The 19,346-nt window shown below is 74.7% G+C and carries 19 protein-coding genes; 7 read left to right on the top strand and 12 right to left on the bottom strand.

Annotated features, from left to right (window positions below):
• Nucleotides 1-32: 32 nt before the first annotated feature.
• The 5 genes from ACZ4VF_RS24270 to ACZ4VF_RS24250 all read right to left on the bottom strand — a co-directional run bounded on the left by ACZ4VF_RS24270 (nucleotide 33) and on the right by ACZ4VF_RS24250 (nucleotide 4,589).
• Nucleotides 33-1,856, bottom strand: coding sequence for an ABC transporter ATP-binding protein (locus ACZ4VF_RS24270; protein ID WP_467928469.1), 1,824 nt, complete (start codon nucleotides 1,854-1,856; stop codon nucleotides 33-35).
• Nucleotides 1,853-2,278, bottom strand: coding sequence for a lasso peptide biosynthesis B2 protein (locus ACZ4VF_RS24265; RefSeq protein WP_467928468.1), 426 nt, complete (start codon nucleotides 2,276-2,278; stop codon nucleotides 1,853-1,855). The genes ACZ4VF_RS24270 and ACZ4VF_RS24265 overlap by 4 nt, the downstream gene beginning before the upstream one ends.
• Entirely contained in the window at nucleotides 2,275-2,529 is a 255-nt protein-coding gene (locus ACZ4VF_RS24260) for a lasso peptide biosynthesis PqqD family chaperone (protein ID WP_467928466.1), read from the bottom strand. Before ACZ4VF_RS24260 ends, ACZ4VF_RS24265 begins: the two co-directional genes overlap by 4 nt.
• Nucleotides 2,530-2,595: 66 nt before the next feature.
• Complete coding sequence (locus tag ACZ4VF_RS24255) at nucleotides 2,596-4,443, bottom strand: lasso peptide isopeptide bond-forming cyclase (RefSeq protein ID WP_467928465.1); 1,848 nt, start codon at nucleotides 4,441-4,443, stop codon at nucleotides 2,596-2,598.
• Nucleotides 4,444-4,478: 35 nt separating this feature from the next.
• Nucleotides 4,479-4,589, bottom strand: coding sequence for a keywimysin-related RiPP (locus ACZ4VF_RS24250; protein ID WP_184966700.1), 111 nt, complete (start codon nucleotides 4,587-4,589; stop codon nucleotides 4,479-4,481).
• A 237-nt stretch (nucleotides 4,590-4,826) separates the two neighbouring features.
• Between ACZ4VF_RS24250 and ACZ4VF_RS24245 the strand changes: the two genes are divergently transcribed.
• Genes ACZ4VF_RS24245 through ACZ4VF_RS24235 form a run of 3 tightly spaced genes read left to right on the top strand, consistent with a single transcriptional unit; the run spans nucleotide 4,827 to nucleotide 6,484 of the window.
• Complete coding sequence (locus ACZ4VF_RS24245; RefSeq protein WP_467928464.1) at nucleotides 4,827-5,003, top strand: hypothetical protein; 177 nt, start codon at nucleotides 4,827-4,829, stop codon at nucleotides 5,001-5,003.
• A 42-nt stretch (nucleotides 5,004-5,045) separates the two neighbouring features.
• The gene (locus tag ACZ4VF_RS24240) at nucleotides 5,046-6,191 is read left to right on the top strand and encodes a glycosyltransferase 87 family protein (protein ID WP_467928637.1); all 1,146 of its coding nucleotides are present in this window, start codon (nucleotides 5,046-5,048) and stop codon (nucleotides 6,189-6,191) included.
• Complete coding sequence (locus tag ACZ4VF_RS24235) at nucleotides 6,155-6,484, top strand: SH3 domain-containing protein (RefSeq protein ID WP_467928463.1); 330 nt, start codon at nucleotides 6,155-6,157, stop codon at nucleotides 6,482-6,484. Before ACZ4VF_RS24240 ends, ACZ4VF_RS24235 begins: the two co-directional genes overlap by 37 nt.
• A gap of 30 nt (nucleotides 6,485-6,514) precedes the next feature.
• Here ACZ4VF_RS24235 and ACZ4VF_RS24230 read toward each other — a convergent pair whose 3' ends face one another.
• Nucleotides 6,515-8,158, bottom strand: coding sequence for a DNA repair helicase XPB (locus ACZ4VF_RS24230; protein WP_467928461.1), 1,644 nt, complete (start codon nucleotides 8,156-8,158; stop codon nucleotides 6,515-6,517).
• Between the two features lie 96 nt (nucleotides 8,159-8,254).
• A complete protein-coding gene (locus tag ACZ4VF_RS24225) occupies nucleotides 8,255-10,900 on the bottom strand; it encodes a helicase-associated domain-containing protein (protein WP_467928460.1) in 2,646 nt (881 codons plus the stop codon).
• A 100-nt stretch (nucleotides 10,901-11,000) separates the two neighbouring features.
• On the opposite strand from ACZ4VF_RS24225, the gene ACZ4VF_RS24220 reads away from it, so the two are divergent.
• Together ACZ4VF_RS24220 and ACZ4VF_RS24215 are read left to right on the top strand one after the other, a co-directional pair.
• On the top strand, nucleotides 11,001-12,038 hold the full coding sequence (locus ACZ4VF_RS24220) for a hypothetical protein (RefSeq protein WP_467928459.1): 1,038 nt from the start codon (nucleotides 11,001-11,003) through the stop codon (nucleotides 12,036-12,038).
• A gap of 1,075 nt (nucleotides 12,039-13,113) precedes the next feature.
• Nucleotides 13,114-13,752: an HAD family hydrolase gene (locus tag ACZ4VF_RS24215; protein WP_467928457.1), complete on the top strand. Its 639-nt coding sequence runs from the start codon at nucleotides 13,114-13,116 to the stop codon at nucleotides 13,750-13,752.
• On the opposite strand, the gene ACZ4VF_RS24210 is transcribed toward ACZ4VF_RS24215, so the two are convergent.
• Nucleotides 13,716-13,979 (bottom strand): hypothetical protein, encoded by a 264-nt coding sequence (locus ACZ4VF_RS24210; protein ID WP_467928456.1) that lies wholly within the window; start codon nucleotides 13,977-13,979, stop codon nucleotides 13,716-13,718. The two genes, ACZ4VF_RS24215 and ACZ4VF_RS24210, sit on opposite strands and share 37 nt — an antisense overlap.
• A 174-nt stretch (nucleotides 13,980-14,153) precedes the next feature.
• On the opposite strand from ACZ4VF_RS24210, the gene ACZ4VF_RS24205 reads away from it, so the two are divergent.
• Nucleotides 14,154-14,537 carry a cold-shock protein gene (locus tag ACZ4VF_RS24205; protein ID WP_467928455.1) on the top strand — a complete coding sequence of 128 codons (384 nt, stop codon included), beginning with the start codon at nucleotides 14,154-14,156 and terminating at the stop codon, nucleotides 14,535-14,537.
• A 3-nt stretch (nucleotides 14,538-14,540) separates the two neighbouring features.
• On the opposite strand, the gene ACZ4VF_RS24200 is transcribed toward ACZ4VF_RS24205, so the two are convergent.
• The 4 genes from ACZ4VF_RS24200 to ACZ4VF_RS24185 form a co-directional block, all read right to left on the bottom strand.
• Nucleotides 14,541-15,389, bottom strand: coding sequence for a 1,4-dihydroxy-6-naphthoate synthase (locus tag ACZ4VF_RS24200; RefSeq protein ID WP_467928454.1), 849 nt, complete (start codon nucleotides 15,387-15,389; stop codon nucleotides 14,541-14,543).
• A complete protein-coding gene (locus ACZ4VF_RS24195) occupies nucleotides 15,379-16,146 on the bottom strand; it encodes a futalosine hydrolase (protein WP_467928452.1) in 768 nt (255 codons plus the stop codon). The genes ACZ4VF_RS24200 and ACZ4VF_RS24195 overlap by 11 nt, the downstream gene beginning before the upstream one ends.
• Nucleotides 16,113-16,592, bottom strand: coding sequence for a DUF2771 domain-containing protein (locus ACZ4VF_RS24190; RefSeq protein WP_467928451.1), 480 nt, complete (start codon nucleotides 16,590-16,592; stop codon nucleotides 16,113-16,115). The genes ACZ4VF_RS24195 and ACZ4VF_RS24190 overlap by 34 nt, the downstream gene beginning before the upstream one ends.
• An 87-nt stretch (nucleotides 16,593-16,679) precedes the next feature.
• Nucleotides 16,680-18,080: an MFS transporter gene (locus tag ACZ4VF_RS24185; protein WP_467928450.1), complete on the bottom strand. Its 1,401-nt coding sequence runs from the start codon at nucleotides 18,078-18,080 to the stop codon at nucleotides 16,680-16,682.
• 334 nt (nucleotides 18,081-18,414) lie between these two features.
• Here ACZ4VF_RS24185 and ACZ4VF_RS24180 point away from each other — a divergent pair, with 334 nt between their 5' ends.
• Nucleotides 18,415-19,341 carry a DUF3027 domain-containing protein gene (locus ACZ4VF_RS24180; protein WP_467928448.1) on the top strand — a complete coding sequence of 309 codons (927 nt, stop codon included), beginning with the start codon at nucleotides 18,415-18,417 and terminating at the stop codon, nucleotides 19,339-19,341.
• The last annotated feature ends 5 nt before the right edge of the window (nucleotides 19,342-19,346 follow it).

The following is a 19,346-nucleotide window of genomic DNA, read 5'->3' as shown; positions in this document are numbered from 1 at the left end:
GCGGGCAAGGGCGGAGATTTTAGAGGACGTCCTCAGGGACGGGCCAGTGAATTATCGGCGCCGCCCGCCGGCGGGGCCGCCGGCCGCAGCATCTGCGCCGTCGCCAGCCGCCGGTACACGGAACTGGTGACGAGCAGGTCCTCGTGCCGCCCCTCAGCCGTGACCCGGCCCTCGTCCAGGACGACGATCCGGTCGGCGTGCTGGACGGTGGACAGCCGGTGGGCGATGACGAGGACCGCGCACTCCCGGGCGATGTCCCGCAGGGCGGCCGCGAGCGCGGCCTCGTTCAGGGCGTCCAGGTGGGAGGTGGGTTCGTCCAGCAGCAGCAGTGCCGGACGGGCGAGCAGGGCCCGGGCCAGGGCGACACGTTGCCGCTCACCGCCGGACAGCAGGCCGCCGTGCTCGCCGACGGTGCCGTGCAGCCCGCCGGTCAGCCGTTCGGCCACCTGCTCCAGCCGGGCCAGCCGGACGGCCCGGCGCACCTCGTCGTCCGTGGCCTCCGGGCGGCTGTAGGCGATGTTGTCGCGGAGGGTGCCCGCCACCGCATGGCTGCTCTGGTCCACGATCGCGAGCCGCGCCCGGCAGGCGTCGCGGCCCAGGTCCGCAGCGGGGCGGCCGTGGAAGCGGAGAAGCCCGGCGTCGGGCTCGTAGAAGCGGGAGACCAGCGCGAACACCGTGCTCTTCCCCGCACCGGAGAGGCCGACGAGGGCCACCTGCCCGCGCTGCGGCACGGTGAAGGTGACTCCGCGCAGCACGGGCCGACCGGGCCGGTAGGCGAAGTGGACGTCGTGCAGCGCGAGAGCGGGTGCGCCGGCGACGGCCGGCGGGGAATCGGGTACGGCGGGCGGGTCTCCCGGCTCCGCCGGCAGGCCCAGGGTCTGCTCGACGCGCAGGTGGGCGCCCATGCCCCGCTGGACGAGGCCGGCCGCCCGGAACACCGAGGACAGCGGGACGACGAGGTAGGAGGCGTACAGGAGGAAGGCGACCAGGTCGCCCAAGGAGCGTCCGGGGCCGTGCACGCGCAGCCCGCCGACGACGAGGACCAGAAGGAACGATCCCTGTACGGCCAGTTCGACCGCACTGCTCATGCCCGCGGCGAAGGCGGCGGTGCGCACCCCGGCGGTACAGGCGTCGTCCACCCGGGTGCCGATCCGGGCCGCCTCACGCCGCTCGGCCCGGTACACCCGGACCAGGGGCAGGGCACCCAGGGCGCGCTCCAGGTCGGCGGCGAGGGAGCCGACGGATTCCTGGGTGCGTTCGGCGGCGGTGCGGATGCCCCGGAGCAGCAGCGTCACCACGGCCGCCGCGATGGCCACGGTCGCGGCGACGAGCAGGAGCAGCAGGGGGTCGAGCCAGGCCATCAGGGCGAGCGCACCGGCGGAGACCAGAGTCCCGGTGATCAGGTCCACGAGAGCCTGGGCCACCATGTCGCGCAGCAGCGTGGTGTCGGCGGTGACGCGCGCGATCAGGTCGCCGACGCGCTGCCGGTCGTACTCCCGCATCTCCAGCCGCAGCAGCCGCCCCACCAGGTCGTGGCGCAGTCGCCGTACGACGCCTTCGCCCGTCCGCTCCAGCAGGAAGCGGCCGACGGCTCCGGTGGCCGCCTCGGCGGCGAACAGGGCGGTGAGCAGCAGCAGCGGCGGCCACAGCGGCTGCCGGCCGCCGCCGGCCTCCACCACGCGCCGGGCCAGCAGCGGCTGCGCGAGTCCCAGCGCGGCGGCGGCCAACGCCAGCACGGTGGCCAGGGCGATCGCGCCGCGGTGCCCGGCGGTGAGGCGGCAGACGGCGAGCAGGGCGGCCCGCGTGGACCGGGGGGTGCGACCGGCGCGTCCGGTCCCCTCCGGGCTCGTCGTCATGGGGCGGCCGGGCCGACGCGGAGCAGTGGGGCGTAGTAGCCGTCGGGCAGGGCCTCGCCCACCGGGCGGCCCTCCGCCTCCACCCAGGCGTGGGCGGTGAAGGGCGGTACGACGCTCGCGCCGGCGCACCAGGTCGGCCAGCTGCCGCCCAGCCGGCAGAGCAGGGCCGCCCCGAGAGAACGGGGCAGGCAGCCCTTGGGGCCCGCGCAGCGCAGACTCACCGCGCAGACGGCGTCCCGGGCCAGCCGGGCCTCGGCCGCGGTGGCGGGGGCGGCGCCCCGGCGGAGCAGCCGCAGGACGGTGCGGATGCGGTGCGGTGGCAGCAGGGAGAGGCAGAGGGCCGGCAGGAGGACCAGTCGGGCGGCGAGCCGCCGCCCGAGCGGGACACCGGACGGCCGTTCCAGGGCGCTGGGCGTGCTCATACGGCCAGCCCGCCGGCGCGCAGCTGCTCGACCAGGGCGCCCACGTCGGCCCGCGCCCGCTCGGGGGTGACGTCGAACGCCTCGGTGACCGCGGTCGCGGCGGCCTCCTCGTCGCCGCCCGCCATGAGCGTGTCGACGACCAGGGTCGCGGTGGGGTTCAGCTCCCAGTACTCGCCGGAGCGCTGGTCGAGGAGGACCGTGCCGTAGTCGGTCTTGGCGGTGCTGACGTCGGCTGCGAACCGCAGGGGCATCGCGGTCTTTCCTTTCGTTCGGCTTCGCGGGTGTCGCTTGCGGGCTTCACGTGGCGGACGGTGGGGTCACTGGTGGACGTCAGGCCGCGTACGGTCGAGCGCGCGCAGCCACACCTCGGCGGCGATCGTGGAGTACAGGACGGCGTCCCGCAGGTGACGGGTGGCGGGCCGCTCCGCCAGGCGGCGCAGGACGGCGCCGTCCACGAGTCCGAGCCGCTCCAGCCGCGAGTCCTCCCACAGGGCCAGGAGGTCGCCGCGGTGCCGGCGCAGTCCGTCGGCCGCGTCCATGGAGGCGGCCGCCTTGTTGGTCCGCCGCAGGCACGCCTCGGGCACGGTGCCGCGCATGGCCTCGGCCAGCAGCGGCTTGTACCGCCACGGGGAGACGCGTTCCGCGGGGCGGACGGCGAGGCAGGTCTCGATGACCCGGTCGTCGAGGAACGGCGAGGCCATGGGCAGCCCCCGGCGGGCGGCCATGTGGTCCCACTGGCGGATGATGCGCGTGCAGTCGCGGATCTGCTGGAGGTCGGCGTGCAGGCCGCGGTCGGGGTGCAGGGGGCGGGCCCGCCTGCCGGCCGTGCGCAGCGCCGTACGGGCCAGGTGCTCGGCCTCCGGGGTCACCCATTCGAACAGGCGGGGGCTCATGCCCCAGCCGAGACTGGTGGTCACCGTCGGGGGCAGCGGGTCGCGCAGCCGGTGCTCGGCGTCCGCGAGCCAGGCACCGTAGGACCGGGAGTCCGCCAGGGCGCCCAGCATGGGCAGGAGCGGCCACTGCCACAGCGCCTTGAAGCCGCGCAACTGGCGCAGGGCGAGCAGCGGGCGCCGCCGGGCCAGCCGGTGGTAGTACGCCTCGGAGCACCAGGCCACGTGGTCGCCGCCGATGCCCGTCAGGTGCACCCGGCTGCCGCGCTCGGCCATGGCGGGCAGGTGGTGCAGCACCCGGGCGCGGTCCATGACGCCGATGGTGGGCTCGTCCAGGACGTCGTCGATGCCGAGCAGTCCCGTGTAGACGAGGGGGGACTCCTCGGCGTCCCAGACGACGTGCTCGACGTCGGGCAGCGCGGCGGCGGCCCGCTCGGCCCACTCCAGGTCGGTGTCGGCCGGGTCGCGTCCGGGCCAGGTGGAGGCGATGACCCGGGCCGGTGAACGGTCGGCGAGGAAGCAGACCGAGGTGGAGTCCAGGCCGCCGGAGAGGTCGCAGCTCACCGTTCCGCCGTGCCGGGTGCGGGCGGCGACGGCCTCGGCGAGGGCCTCGCGTACCCGGGGAGCGGCGGTGCGCAGCGGGACGACCGGCTCGGGTGGCGACCACCAGCGGGTGTGCCGTGCGCCGTGTCCGTCCGGCTGGAGGATCAGCGCCTCGTGCGGGGCCACGGCCGTGATGCCGGGCCACAGCGGCTCGTCCGCCAGGGGATGCGGGACCGGCCAGAGCAGCCGCACCGCCAGCCGCTGTCGTTCGGGTTCGACGCCGAGGGCGTCGGCCAGCAGGTCGGCGCGGGTCGCGGCGACCCGGGTGCCGCCGAGGCCGGCGTGGAAGACGAGGCGGAGCCCGGAGGCGGTGCCCTGCACCCGGATCCGTCCGTCGAGGGCGGCGACGAGGTGGCAGCTGCCGGGCAGCGAGCGTGCCCACGCGTCCAGGGTGGCCAGGTCACGCAGGGAGCGGGCCACCCGTTGGAGTTCCGCGGCCTCGACGGGGGCGCAGCCGACGAGGGCGAGGGCGGCGGTGCCGGCCCGTGCGCTGACGATCTCCTGGTCGTCCCAGGTGCCGACGAGCCACGGCCGGCCGGAGGCGTGGTCGAGGGTCCGGGTGCCGGGGCGGGCGAAGGAGCGGGCCACGGCGGCCGCGTCCGCGCGGTCGGTGAAGACCGCGAACTGCGCGGCGCCGGGGCCCGTCCCCGCACTCTGGTGCGGATCAGTCATGACGTCGGGTCAGTGACCTTCGGCTGTCGTCCCGTTCAGTTCTTGCTCAGGATGAGCCGGTCGTTGCCGGAGCGCTGCAGGAGCCCGGTCTCCTTCCGGAAGGAACCCAGACGGACGAGGGTCGGCGCTTCGTATGCCTTCTTCATGAGCTGTTCTCCTCACGGGGGCGTCGTCCGCCCGGCAGGGGCGGCTGCTACCAGGGAGCCGGGAAGGTGGCGGGGCGGCAAGGAGGAGATGGATAGTCGTATCGTGTGAAAAAAGCGGACCGTGGTGTTCTGTTCGGACGTCGAACGCGCGGGAGGGGGCCGTGCCCCGGGGCGGTGGGGGGCGCCGCCGGGCGTTGTGCGGCACGCGACCGTGCTTCGGAGAGCGATCCTGGAACCATGAGCGCAACCACCTTCATGTCATCCCGGCCGCCGTCCGGCGCCACGGCGCTCGACGGCATCCACCACCACTGGCTGGGCAACGCCCTCCGCGCGGTGAAAGTGTTCCTGGAGGCCGCCTTCGAGGTCGTCATCCTCGGTGAGTACGGCGCGGAAGCGGGCGTACGCCGCAGGTGACGGCATAGGGTCGCGTCCGTGCGGAACCGGACGGCCCTGCTCCTGCTCGCCCTCTCCCTCGCCGCGTTCGTCACGCTGTGCGCCCTGCGCGGCGCACCCATGGCCGACCTCCTCGTCTACCGGGCCGAGGGCGCGGCCGTGGCCCACGGCACCGACCTGTACGGCTTCACCGTCACCGAGTGGCGGCTCCCGGCGACCTACCCGCCCTTCGCGGCCGTCCTCTTCGTCCCCCTGACCTGGGTCCCGGTCACGGCCCTGAAGGCGGTCTTCCTCGCGGGCAACACCGTCCTGCTCGCCACCCTGGTGGCGCTCTCCGCCCGCCTGGCCTCCCGCCCCCTCCCGCCGGCCCCGCTCTGCACGGCCACGGCCCTCGCCCTCTGGCTGGAGCCGGTCTTCCAGACACTGCTGTTCGGCCAGATCAACCTGGCCGTGGCCTGCGTGGTCCTGGCCGACCTGACCCGGCCGCCCGGCGCCCGCTTCCGGGGGCTGGGGCTCGGCCTCGCGGCCGGCGTCAAGCTCACCCCGGCGGTGTTCGTGGTGTACCTGCTGCTGCGCGGCCGGGTGCGGGAGGCGGCGACGGCGGTGGCGGCCTTCGCGGGCACGGTCGCGCTCGGTGCCGCCCTGCTTCCCTCGGCGAGCGCGGACTTCTGGACCCGGCGGCTGTGGGAGACCGGCCGGGTGGGCAAGGCGTGGATCGTGGACAACCAGTCCCTGCGGGGGCTTCTCGCGCGGGCCCTCGGCGACCCCGGGCCGGGCCTCGCCTGGGCGCTCCCGGCGGTGGCGGTCGCGGTGGCGGGGCTGGCGCTGGCGGCCCGCGCCCGCCGGGAGGCGCACGGTGTCCTGCTGGCCGCGTTCACGGCCCTGCTGGTCTGCCCGGTCAGCTGGACCCACCACTGGGTGTGGTGCGTGCCGCTGCTCGCCGTGCTGCTGGCCGAGGGACACCGCCGTACGGCGGCGCTGACGGCCCTGGTCTTCACCGCCCGCACGATGTGGCTGGTGCCCCACGAGGGTGCCCTGGACCTGGAACTGCCCTGGTGGCAGCAGCCGTTGGCAGGCGCTTACCCGCTCCTCGCGATCGGGTTGATCATCTCGTATGACAGCATGATCACTCGTTGTCCGACCCATTCGACCGAACACACGGGGAAACCGGCATGCGCTTCTCGAACCTTCCGCTCCGCAAGGCGGTGAGCGGGCTGACCGCCGCCACCGCCCTCGCCCTCGGCGCCACCCTGATGGCCGCTCCCGGCGCCTCGGCCGTCGGCTCCTCGGCGTGCACCAAGAACATCAAGGACCGGACCCTGCAGGTCGTCCAGTGGGACCACGCCGACATGTACACGAGCCCCAGCTTCCGGTCCAAGGTGAAGAAGTCCGTCTTCGCGGGCAGCGACGTGCGGGTGTACTGCACCGCGAAGGGCGGCGACTGGTACTACGGCAAGTCCGGCAGGACGACGGGCTGGATGGAGTACCACGCGTTCTTCTAGACCGGCGGGAACGCCCCGGCGCCCGGCCCGTCAGCTCTCGGCCAGGATGTCGTCCGCGTCCACGATCCGGTAGGCGTACCCCTGCTCGGCCAGGAAGCGCTGCCGGTGGGCGGCGAAGTCCTGGTCGACGGTGTCCCGGGCGACGACCGAGTAGAAGTGCGCCTGGTGGCCGTCGGCCTTGGGACGCAGCACCCGGCCGAGCCGCTGGGCCTCCTCCTGCCGGGAGCCGAACGTGCCGGACACCTGGATGGCGACCGTGGCCTCGGGCAGGTCGATGGAGAAGTTGGCGACCTTCGACACCACCAGCACGCTGATCTCGCCCTCGCGGAACGCGTCGAAGAGCTTCTCGCGCTGCGCGTTGGACGTCTCGCCCTTGATCACGGGGGCGTTCAGGTGCTCGCCCAGCTCGTCCAGCTGGTCGATGTACTGGCCGATGACGAGGATCTGCTGCCCGGCGAACCGGCGGACGATCGCCTCGGTCACCTTCCGCTTGGTCTCGGTGGTCGCGCAGAAGCGGTACTTCTCCTCCGTCTCGGCGGTGGCGTACGCCAGCCGCTCGGAGTCGGTGAGGTTCACCCGGACCTCGACGCAGTCGGCGGGCGCGATGTAGCCCTGCGCCTCGATCTCCTTCCACGGGGCGTCGAACCGCTTGGGCCCGATGAGGGAGAACACGTCCGACTCCCGGCCGTCCTCCCGCACCAGGGTGGCCGTGAGCCCCAGCCGCCGGCGCGCCTGGAGGTCGGCGGTGAACTTGAAGACGGGCGCGGGCAGCAGGTGCACCTCGTCGTAGACGATCAGCCCCCAGTCCCGGGAGTCGAACAGCTCCAGGTGCGGGTAGACGCCCTTCCGCCTGGTCGTCAGCACCTGGTAGGTGGCGATGGTGACCGGCCGGATCTCCTTCTTCGTCCCGCTGTACTCGCCGATCTCGTCCTCGGTCAGCGAGGTCCGCTTCACCAGCTCGTGCTTCCACTGCCGGGCGGAGACGGTGTTGGTGACCAGGATCAGCGTGGTCGACTTCGCCTGCGCCATGGACCCGGCGCCGACCAGCGTCTTCCCCGCGCCGCAGGGCAGCACGACGACACCGCTGCCGCCGTGCCAGAAGTTCTCCACGGCCTGCCTCTGGTACGGACGCAGCGTCCAGCCGTCCTCCAGCAGCTCGATCGGGTGCGCCTCACCGTCGACGTACCCGGCGAGGTCCTCGGCCGGCCAGCCCAGCTTCAGCAGGGTCTGCTTGATCTGCCCGCGCTCGGAGGGGTGCACCACCACGGTGTCCGGATCGATCCGGGCGCCGACCAGCGGGGCGATCCGCTTGGACTTCAGCACCTCCTCCAGCACCGGCCGGTCGGTGGTGGACAGGACCAGCCCGTGCGCGGGGTGCTTGGTCAGGGTGAGGCGGCCGTAGCGGTCCATCGTCTCGGCGATGTCCACGAGCAGCGCGTGCGGCACCGGGTACCGGCTGTACTGCACCAGCGCGTCCACGACCTGCTCGGCGTCGTGCCCCGCGGCGCGCGCGTTCCACAGCCCGAGCGGGGTGACCCGGTAGGTGTGGATGTGCTCGGGCGCCCGCTCCAGCTCGGCGAAGGGCGCGATGGCACGACGGCAGTCGTCGGCCCGCTCGTGGTCGACCTCCAGGAGCAGGGTCTTGTCGGACTGGACGATCAGCGGACCATTCACGCGCGGCACACCCTTCCATGACGGCCAAACGTCCAGTGTGCCTCATCCTGCGCTGGTGGCCGAAGGACGCGGGATCGACGGCGGACCGGGGCGGCCTCAGTCGTCCGCCAGCTCCGCCACCCCGGTGATCCGGTGCAGGGGGTAGGTGCGGACCTCGTCGGACGTGTGGTCGTACGCCGTCACGAAGCCGCCCTCCACGCGGACGGGCGCGATGACGCGCTGGCTGGCGGCGCCGTCGGCGTTGACGTAGCCGATCCAGACCGAGTCGCCGGTCAGGACGGCGGCCTGCATGGTGGCCAGGGTCTCGGCGGAGGAGGTGCGCGGCAGCTCGCCGCCCGCCAGGGGTTCGCCGACGGGCTTGCGGGGGGCGGTGGCGGCCAGGTCGCCGGCCCGGATCGCGCGGATCGCCGCCGAGAGCAGCGTGGCGTCGGGCGGCGGCGGCCCCTCCGGCACCGGTTCGGGCGCGGTGCGCGGCGGGGTGCGGTGGGCGTGCGCGCGGGTGATCAGGACGTCGCCCTCGGCGGACTCGGCGGCGGGCGCGTACCCCATCGCGCGCAGCCCCTCCAGCAGCGTCGCCGGGTCGGTCTGCGCCGCCAGCACGGTCGGCGCGAGGCGGCGCAGGCGCAGGGCGGCGGCGCGCTTGTCGGCGAGGATCTCGTTCAGCAGGGCGTCGTCGTCGCAGCGGACGTACGCGGAGGCCGCGCCGACCCGCAGGTGGCCGTGTCTGCGGGCCACGTCGTCGATCAGGTAGGCGAGCGGCTGCGGGACCGGGGTGCGGGAGTGTCCGGCGAGGAAGGCGTGCAGGTCGGCGGCGGTCCGCCCGGCGTCCAGGGCGCGCCGGACCGAGGCCGGGGTGAACCGGTACACCGTCGCGCCGCCCTTGGACTCCACGTCCGCGAGCACGCCCAGCATGTCCGCGAGCGGGCGGCGCAGCGGGCCGGGTGCGACCGCGGTCAGGTCCGCCTGGAGCAGCACGTGGTCCAGCGGCTCCGGCAGCAGCGGGGCCAGCAGCCGGGCCGCGGCGGCGGTCGCGGCGGTCTGCTCGGCGGCGGGGAGGGGGGCGGGGAGGCCGGGGGAGCGGTGGTGGTGCACCGGGAGCTTGTCGCCGGGGCCGGTCGGCTCCACGGGCACGGTGGACCCGGGCGAGTCGGCCGCCCGGGCGGGGGCGCCCGCCTCCGGCGCGCCGACGGGCGGCGCGGCCGTACCGGCGGAACTCCCGGCCTTCCCGGCCGTGCCACCGGTCTTCCCGGCCGGCGGCGCCCCCAGCAGCGCCCGGCCGTGGGACGACAGCGCGCCCCGGCCGGTCACGCCCAGCAGTTCCGCCTCCGACAGGGTCCAGCGGGCCAGCCGGGAGCGCAGGTCGTCCTCGGCGCCGTCCCGCCGGGCACCCCGCAGCGGGCGTTCCCAGCGCAGCCGGGAAAGCACCGACTCGGTGTCCGGGGCCGCGCCCTGCGCCAGCCCGGCCAGCAGGGACAGCACCCGGTGCCGTACCTCCGGCGCGGCGGACCGGTCCAGGCCGGGGCCGAGCGCCGACAGCGTCCGGTCCTTCGTGTCGCGCCCGCCGACCAGTCCCGCGGTGCGGGTGGCCGTCAGCCACGCCTGGGCGAGCCGTGCCCAGCGCTCGGCCGGAGGCTGCTCCAGCCACTCGTCGTAGGCGGGCGTGGCCGCGTACCGCTCGTCGGCCTCGCCGTCGGAGGCCACGAGTCCGGCCGCGTAGGCCAGCTCGGTCCAGAAGGCGGCGACCGGCTCCGACACGTCCAGCGCCACCGCGGTCCGCTTCAGGTCCCGGACGCTCAGCCCGCCCGCGCGCAGCACCGCCGGGCCGCCCTCGTCCCAGTCCTTCAACAACTCCTCGACGGTGGCCAGCGCGGTGTAGGCCTGCCCGGCCGCGGTGGCGTCCACCACCTGCGGGGAGTGGGTCGCGGCCGGCGTCACGGCGGGCGGCAGCGGCTCGGGCGTGCGGTGCGCGCGGCCCCCGCGCAGGTGCAGGGCCGCCTCGCGGGGCAGGACGACGGTCCCGGGCGCGGTCGGCAGCAGCAGACCCCGGTCCAGCAACCAGCGCAGGTGCGCCGCCGGGTCCGCCGTGACCTGCCCGTACGGCGGCCCCCACACCAGCCGGGACAGCACCTCCCGAGCGGGCTCGGGGGCCCCGGCGAGCAGCTTCGTCATCTTCCTGCGGTCGGTGAACAGCGTGGTCAGCGCGGCCACGGCCGACACCGAGTCGTGCGTCGACGGCAGCCCGGCCGCCGACACGATCTCCTGGATACGCCCCGGCGACATGCCGGAGGTGGCCTCCTGCACGGTCGGCCCGAGCCCGGTCGGCGACGGGTGCTGCGGCGACGGCGCGAGCAGTTCGCGGGCGGTGCGCACCAGCCGCAGCCGGTCGTCCGTCCCCCACACCAGTGCCTGCTCGCGCAGGGTGCCGACGGCCCGCGGCAGCGCGCCGGCGACCGTCTCGTCCCCGGCGTCCCCGGCCATCAGGGCCAGCAGGGTGCCGTACGACGCCGGGTCCGGGGCCACGGCCAGCGCCTCCGCCGTCTGCAGCGCGAACCGGTCCAGCCGCTCCAGGGCGCGCAGCACCGAGGCGCGGGTACCGGCGCGGGTGGCGAGCTGGGTGAGATCGGTGGGGACGGGGGTGATGAGGTCGGGGCGGCTGCGCAGCAACGCGGCCAGGGAGGCGTCGTCCCGCGTGCGGAGCGCCTCCGCGAGGGACCGAGGGGCTGAGTGGGCCTCGGGGCTCATCCGGCCAACGGTAGCGGAATTCCATATGCCGAGGGCATCCCGCGGAAAGCGGTACGGTCCTCACGGGGATTGAAGTCGGCGCACCCCGGAGGGGCTTGTCGTGGGGATCGAGAGCGACCAGGTCGTCTACGAGTATCTGAGCCGGGTCGGGGACATCGCTCAGCAACGGCAGCTGCCGTCCGCCACGCGCATGCGGCTCGTGTCGGAGCTGCGCAACGAGATCGACCGGCACCGGGCCCAGGCGACGGTGGACTCGCCCGCCGCCGTCCGCCGCATCCTGGACCGCCTGGGCAGTCCGGACGAGGTCGTCACCGCGGCCGGCGGTTCCGGCGGTGTCCCGCAGCCGCCGCCCGCCGCCGTACCGCCGCAGCCCTCCTCCCGGGAGCGGGCACCCGGGCCGGCGGAGCGGGAACGGCCCAAGGGGCTGCGCCGGGTCGTACCGCGCCCGCGCCCCGCCGAGCCCGAGCGGCCCGCCCCGCGCGACGTCCCGGCCCCGCCGCACCTCGCGCCCGCGCACGAACTCGGTGACGGCACGGCACCGCCCGACTGGTGGCGCGTGGACACCGCCGGCCCCCTCGCGGACACCGACCCGGTGCCGGGCTTCGTCGGCGGTGTGGAGATCCCGGAACTGCTCAGGAGGCCTCCGGGCCGGACCGGGGAGACGGCCAAGGAGGCCCCCGAGGAGCCCGGCGGGAAGACCGCCGAGGAGACCGCGGGGAAGGCCGCCGGACCGGCGCCGGAGCCCGGAGCGGCGGCACCCGGCCCCGCCCGGCGCCGCCGGCTCCTGCCCGGCCCCGCCGCCGGCTGGTCCAACCCCCTCCTCCTGCTGGCCGCCGCCGCGCTGGTCGCCGGCGCCGTGCTCGGCAACTGGTTCGCCCTGCTCCTCGGCTGGGCCGTCGCCTACGGCTCGCGCCGGCTGACGGCCGCGGAGACCAAGTGGGCGGTGATGGTCCTGCCGGGCGCGTCGGTCGCGGCCGGCCTGGTGTGGCTGTGGGGCCGCGACGACGGCCGCTGGGGTGAACCCATCGCCCAGGGCCACATGAACGACGCGGTGAGCGAGACCTGGCCGTGGGTGGTCAGGGGCGCGGCCGTGGCCTCGGCGCTGTACCTGGTGTGGCGCTCGCAGCGGAAGGGGTAGCACGGGGGCGGTCACGGCGGGTGCCGGCCTGCGGATGCGCCCAGTCGGCCACCCGCGCCCGGTGCACGCCGGCCCTCCCCGGCGTGAGCGGCTGTGACGGACCCGCGTCCCGTGCACCGGCCGTCTCTGGAGGGGTGGCCGTGGGGGGACCGGCGTCCGGTTCGTGCCGGCCGTCTTCGGTGGGAGTGGCCGTGGGGGACCGGCGTCCGGTGCACGCCGGCCGTCTTCGGCTGAGTGGCCGTGACGGACCCGCGCCCGGTACGCGCCGGCCCTCCCCGGCTGAGTGGCCGTGGGGACCCGCGTCCTGTGCATGTAGGCCGTCTCTGGAGTGAGTGGCCGTGGGGACCCGCGTCCTGTGCATGTCGGCCGTCTCTGGAGTGAGTGGCCGTGGGGGCCCGTGCCCGGTTCGCGCTGGTCGTCTCCGGCGGGAGTGGCCGTGACGACTCGCGCCCGGTGCACGCCGGCAGTCTCCGGCGGGAGTGGCCGTGACGGACCCGTGCCCGGTGCACGCCGGCCGTCCCCGGCGGGAGTGGCCGTGACGGACCCGCGCCCGGTGCACGCCGGCCGTCTCCGGCGGGAGTGGCCGTGACGGATCCGTGCCCGGTGCACGCCGGCCGTCTCTGGAGTGAGCGGCCGTGACGGATCCGCGCCCAGTGCACACCGGCCGTCTTCGGCGGGAGTGGCCGTGGGGGACAGGCGTCCGGTGCACGCCGGTCCTCCCCGGCGGGAGTGGCCGTGACGGACCCGTGCCCGGTACGCGCCGGACGTCCCCGGCGGGAGTGGCCGTGACGGACCCGTGCCCGGTACGCGCCGGACGTCCCCGGCGTGAGCGGCTGTGACGGACCCGCGCCCGGTGCACGCCGGCCCTCCCCGGCGGGAGTGGCCGTGACGGACCCGTGCCCGGTACGCGCCGGCCGTCCCCGGCGTGAGCGGCTGTGACGGACCCGCGCCCGGTGCACGCCAGCCGTCCCCGGCGGGAGTGGCCGTGGGGACCCGCGTCCGGTACGCGCCGGCCGTTCCCGCGGCCCGGTCCCGTTCGGCCGGGCCGTCGGCGGTACCCGGCACAATGTCCCCCATGGCCTCCACGACCCTCACCGTCGGCTTCGACCTCGACATGACCCTCATCGACTCCCGGCCCGGCATCCGTGCCTGCTACGTGGCCCTGGCCGAGCGGACGGGTGTGTTCATCGACGCCGATCTGGCGGTGACCCGGCTCGGGCCGCCGCTCGTGGAGGAGCTGATCCACTGGTTCCCGGCCGACGAGGTGCCGGCGATGGCCGATCTCTACCGGGAGATGTATCCCTCCATGGCCATCGCCGCGACGCCCGCGATGGCCGGCGCCCGGGAGGCGGTCGACGCGGTGCGGGCGGCCGGCGGGCGGACGATGGTCGTGACGGCGAAATACGAGCCGAACGCCAAGCTGCACCTGGCCCACCTCGGTATCGAGCCGGACGTGGTGGTCGGCGACCTGTGGGCCGAGCAGAAGGCGGCGGCGCTGCGCGAGTACGGCGCGGCCGTGTACGTCGGTGATCACGTCGGAGACGTGCGGGGGGCCCGTGCGGCGGGTGCGTTTTCGGTCGCCGTGGCGACGGGGCCGTGCCCGGCGGAGGAGCTGCGGGAGGCCGGCGCGGACGTCGTGCTGACCGGCCTCGCCGACTTCCCCCGGTGGCTGGCCGGCTACCGCGAGGCGCTGGAGACCGCCTCCCGCGCCTGACGCCGTCCGGCGGCGACGGACCGCAGGACACCGGCACCGGCGAGCAGGAATCCGACGGCCATGAGCATGCTCAGACCGAACATGTAGGTCGGAAATGGCTTCGTTCCGAGCAGCAGCGGGGTCACCGTGACGAGGGTGGCCAGGGCGCCGAGGAAGAAGACGACGGCACCGGCGCGGATCAGTCGGTCACCGGGCGCGGCGGAATTCGTTTGGGTTTTGTCACGCACCGGACCAGGGTAGTTCCCTGCGCGAGAGAACAACCGGGGGACGTCTTGTCACCCGCCCCAAGACCATTAGCCTTGTAGCGCTTGGTATCGGCGGGTCGTGGTCGACCCGCTCCAGTGCTATCAAGAGCCGTTTCCGAAGTAGTTTTCCCGACGAGTACGAGGACGAGGACAGACGTGCCTACCGGCAAGGTCAAGTGGTTCAACAGCGAGAAGGGCTTCGGCTTTCTCTCCCGCGACGACGGCGGTGACGTCTTCGTCCATTCCTCGGTTCTCCCCGCCGGAGTCGATTCGCTCAAGCCGGGACAGCGCGTGGAGTTCGGGGTCGTCGCCGGTCAACGCGGTGACCAGGCTCTTTCGGTGATCGTGCTCGACCCGACGCCGTCGGTCGCCGCCGCCCAGCGCAAGAAGCCGGACGAGCTGGCCTCGATCGTGCAGGATTTGACGACCCTTCTCGAGAACATCGCTCCGATGCTGGAGAAGGGCCGTTACCCGGACAAGACCTCCGGTAAGAAGATCGCCGGCCTGCTCCGCGCGGTCGCCGACCAACTGGACGTCTGATCCTCAGGGAAACGCGAGCGCGTCCGGGCCGAGGGGTGGTACGAGCCCCTCGGCGGCCGCGCGCGTGAGCAGTCCCCGGACCGCCGCATAACCGTTCTCGCCGAGGCCGGCGGTGAACTCGTTGACGTACAGCCCGATGTGCTGGTCGGCGACGGCCGGGTCCATCTCCTGGGCGTGTTCCATGACGTAGGGCCGGGAGGCCTCCGGGTCGTCCCAGGCGGCCCGCACCGAGGCGCGGACGGAGTCGGCGAGCCCGGTCAGCGTCTCGGCGCCCAGGGAGCGCTTGGCGATGATCGCGCCCAGCGGGATCGGCAGCCCGGTGGTCCGCTCCCAGTGCTCGCCCATGTCGGCGAGCTTGTGCAGCCCGTAGTTCTGGTAGGTGAACCGGGCCTCGTGGATGACCAGGCCCGCGTCCACCTTGCCGTCCCGCACGGCCGGCATGATCTCGTGGAACGGCATGACCACGATCTCGCCGACCCCGCCGGGCAGGGTGTCCGCCGCCCACAGGCGGAACAGCAGGTAGGCGGTCGACTTCTCGCTCGGCACCGCGACCGTACGGCCCGTCAGGTCGACGCCGGCCTCCCGGGTGAGCACCAGCGGCCCGCAGCCCCGCCCCAGCGCACCGCCGCACGGCAGCAGCGCGTACGTGCCGAGGACGTACGGCAGCACGGCGTACGACACCTTCAGCACGTCGAACTCGCCGCGCTCGGCCATGCCGTTGGTGACGTCGATGTCGGCGAAGGTCACGTCCAGCGCGGGGGCGCCGGGGACGCGGCCGTGGGCGAGGGCGTCGAAGACGAAGGTGTCGTTGGGGCAGGGGGAGTACGCGATCCGAAGCGGCTCAGTGGTCATGTGCCTTCCAACTCTCCAGGGCGGGCGCGAGCTTCCCGAAGCCCTCCGTGAGGGCGGCGAGGGCGTCGCCGATGCGCCAGGCGGCGCGGTCGCGGGGCCCCACGGGGTTGGAGACCGCGCGGATCTCCAGCACGGGCACGCCGTGCGCGGCGGCCGCCTCGGCCACGCCGAAGCCCTCCATGCCCTCGGCGAGCGCGCCGGGGTGCCGGGCGCGCAGGGCGGCGGCACGGGCGGCGGTACCGGTGACCGTCGAGACGGTCAGGACCGTGCCGGTACGGGCGCCGGTGGCCTCGGAAACGACTCGTACGACTGATTCCGGCGGGTGATGGGTGACGGTCCCGAACCCCAGGTCGGTGACCGGCAGGAAGCCGTCGGCGGTCTCGGCGCCCAGGTCGGCGACGGTGATCGCGTCGGCGACGACGAGGGAGCCGAGGGGGGCGTCGGGCTGGAAGCCGCCGCCGATGCCGGCCGAGACGACCAGGCCGTAGGGGCGGCCGGCCAGGGCGGCGGCGGTCAGGGCACCGGCGACGCGGGCGGCGGAGAGCGCGGGGCCGACACCGGCGGCGAGCAGGTCGAAGCCCGCGGCCGTACGGCACAGGGACCCGCCCGGCAGCCGTATCTCACCGGCCGCCGCGTCCGTGCCCGCCCCGGGCAACGCCCGTGCCACCGCGTCCCGCTCGACGGGGACCGCGGTGGCGACGAGGACCGGGAGCGACGCCGTGGTCAGTCCTTCGCCTTCTTCAGCTTGAAGGTCCACAGACCCTTCTTCGTCTTGTCGCCCATCTGGATCGCGAGCGTGTTGGTCTCGCCCTGCGTGCCGTACTGGACGTTGAAGAACGCGCTGCTCGGGATCGTGCGGTACGTCTCCTTGCTGGTGTCGCTGAACTGGCGGCCGTTGACCAGCACGATCCAGCCCTCGTCCGCGATCTTCGGGTCGACGCCGATGCGGACGGTCTCGTCCTGGCCGACCTCGATCGACTTGGCGTCGGAGGCCTTCTTGATGCACTTGTCCAGCGAGTCCTGGTCCAGCGCCTTGCCGTCGTTGTAGCAGAGGGCCTCGGAGTTGACCGAGTCCCGGCCGACGGTGAGCGTCGCGACGGGCGTCGGCTTGTCGCAGGCCGACAGGACGAGCAGTCCGGCGCAAACGGCGCCGGCGACGGCGACGGCGCGGCGGCGTCGCACAACGGATTGCAGCGTGGTCATGGCCGAAGGCTATCGGGCCCCCCGAGCCGTCCGCCCACGTGGGGTACGGCGTGCCCGGTTCGTTACGCCGGGCGGTGGCGGCGGGTCTCACGCCACCCGGGGCCGGGCCCGGCCGCCGTGCCGGGCCGAGGCGAGCAGTCCGCGCAGCGTGCCCAGCCAGCCGACGGCCACGAACGCGGCCCCGACCAGCAGCCCCACCGTGCCGTTGAGCGGCATCACGATGCCGACGGCGCCGCCGAACACCCACGCCATCTGGAGCAACGTCTCCGAACGGGCGAACGCCGAGGTGCGCACCAGTTCCGGCACGTCCCGCTGGATCAGCGCGTCCAGCGCCAGCTTGGCCAGCGCCTGCGCGAACCCGGCGACCGCCGTCAGGCAGGCCACCAGGAACGCCCCGAAGAAGAGGCCGGCGACGAGCGCCGTACCCAGCACCACCGCCAGCACGGTCACGATGATGATCTCCGGCGCCCGGGACCGCAGCCAGGCCCCCACCGCCGTACCGAGGGCGTTGCCCGCCCCCGCCGCGACCCCCACTATCCCCAGCGACACCGCCGCGCTCTCCCCGGTCAGCGGGTGTTCACGCAACAGGAACGCGAGGAAGAAGATCAGGAAGCCGGACAGGCAGCGCAGGGCGGCGTTGGCGCCGAGCGCGTGCGTGACCGCGGGCCCGACCGTCCGCAGCCCCGGCCGCTTCGCCTGCCTGCGGTGCGGCCCGTGCAGATGCTCCGCGTCGGCCGCGAGCAGCGCGGTGTCCTCCCCCTTCGCCGAGTCCACCGCGGGCGGCAGGGAGAACGACAGAAACGTCCCGGCAGCGAAGATCACGAAGGCGCCGTAGAGCGGCCACGGGTCGCCGAGCGCGTGCAGCCCCGCCGCCAGCGGCGCGGCGGCGCCCGTGGCCAGCAGCCCCGCCAGCGTCACCCGGGAGTTGGCCTTCACCAGCGAGAACCCCGGCGGCAGCAGCCGCGGTACGACGGCACTGCGGACCACGCCGTACGCCTTGGACGCCACCAGCACTCCCAGCGCGGCCGGGTACAGCTCCAGGCTGCCGCTCGCCACCGCCCCCGAGACGACCAGCGCGAGCAGCGCCCGCGCCAGCATCGCCCCGGCCATCGCGGCCCGCCGCCCGTGCGGCAGCCGGTCGAGGAGCGGTCCGATGACGGGTGCCAGGACCGTGAAGGGGGCCATGGTGATGGCGAGGTAGAGGGCGACCCGCCCGCGTGCCTCGTCCGTCGGCACCGAGAAGAACACCGTGGACGCGAGCGCCACGGTGACCATGACGTCTCCCGCGCCGTTCACCGCGTGCAGCTCGATCAGCTTGCCCAGCCCCGACTCGCCCGCGCCGTGCGCGTGCGTGACCCTGCGGATGCCCCGCGCGGCTCCGGTCACCGGGAAGTGCAGGGCACGGCCGACCGAGCGGACGGCACCACCCACCCGGCCCGAACCGCCGCCCCGACCATTCGCCCTGTCCGCGGCTGCCACGACGTTCATAGTGCCCCGAGAGGCGGCCCGATAGTGCGGATACGGCGGGCGTGGCGCCGGACGAGGCGCGGAAGGGCACGGACGGGCGGCGGTGCCGGCGGCGGGACGGGCGGGCCCGGGCCCGGGTGAGACCCGGGCGGGGACCCCGGGATGGCCGGGTGGGAATATCCACGAATCCCGTCCGGTGTAGCGTGCCTATCTCAGCCATAACGCAGAATGGATGGCAGAGGTGCGCCCAGGCGCGCGGATGCAGACGTCGATGCGGTCCCCAGGTCCGCTCCGTCGGCGAAACCGCCGGAGGCAGCCGCACTCGACGAGACGGCGTAGGAGAGAAGCGATACCTGTGAGCGCAGCGACCACGCGAAGCCGCACCCCCGACCGCCTGTGCGCCGAGGCCGTCGACCTCGCCCGCGCCGCCGCCGAGGAGGCCGCCGCGCCCGGCGTGGTCGGCGAGCACGCCGGCCTGGTGTCGGAGGGCGACCGCGTTGTCACGCACTTCTTCGCGTGCAAGGAACTGGGCTACCGCGGCTGGCGCTGGGCCGTCACCGTGGCCCGCGCCTCCCGCGCCAAGATCGTCACCCTGGACGAGGTCGTCCTCCTGCCCGGCCCCGACGCCCTCCTCGCCCCCGAATGGGTCCCCTGGAGCGAGCGCCTGCGCCCCGGCGACCTCGGCCCCGGTGACCTCCTGCCCACCGACCAGGACGACCTGCGCCTGGAGCCCGGTTACACCGGCGAGGAGGAGCCGCCGCCGAACTCCGTGGTCTCCGAGGAGATGCGGGAGCTCGCGGAGGCCGAGGACGCCGACGTCACGCCCGGCGCCCCCGCCGTCCAGCCGACGACCCCGGCCCGCGGCACGATCGCGTCCGTCGCCGAGGAACTGGGCATGCGCCGTGCGCGCGTCCTGTCCCGCTACGGCCTGCACGTCGCCGCGGACCGCTGGGAGGAGGCCTTCGGCCCGAAGACGCCGATGGCCCAGGCGGCCCCCGCCACCTGCATGAGCTGCGGCTTCCTCGCCCCCATCGGCGGCTCGCTCGGCCAGGCCTTCGGCGTCTGCGCCAACGAGTTCTCCCCCGCGGACGGCCGCGTGGTCTCCCTCTCCTACGGCTGCGGAGGCCACTCCGAGGCCGCGGTCATGCCCAAGCCCCCGCAGCCCGCCGCCCCGGTCGTCGACGAGACCCGCGTCGACCCCTTCCCGCTCCGCCCGGCCCGCGACTCCGGCTCCGTCCCGGAGACCGGCGACGACGAGACCGCGGAACTCGGCCACTCCTGAACCGC

It is taken from the genome of Streptomyces sp. NPDC029151, from assembly GCF_055564315.1.
The sequence above is the reverse complement of the archived record's forward strand: the minus strand, read 5'-3'. Positions and strand labels throughout refer to the sequence as shown.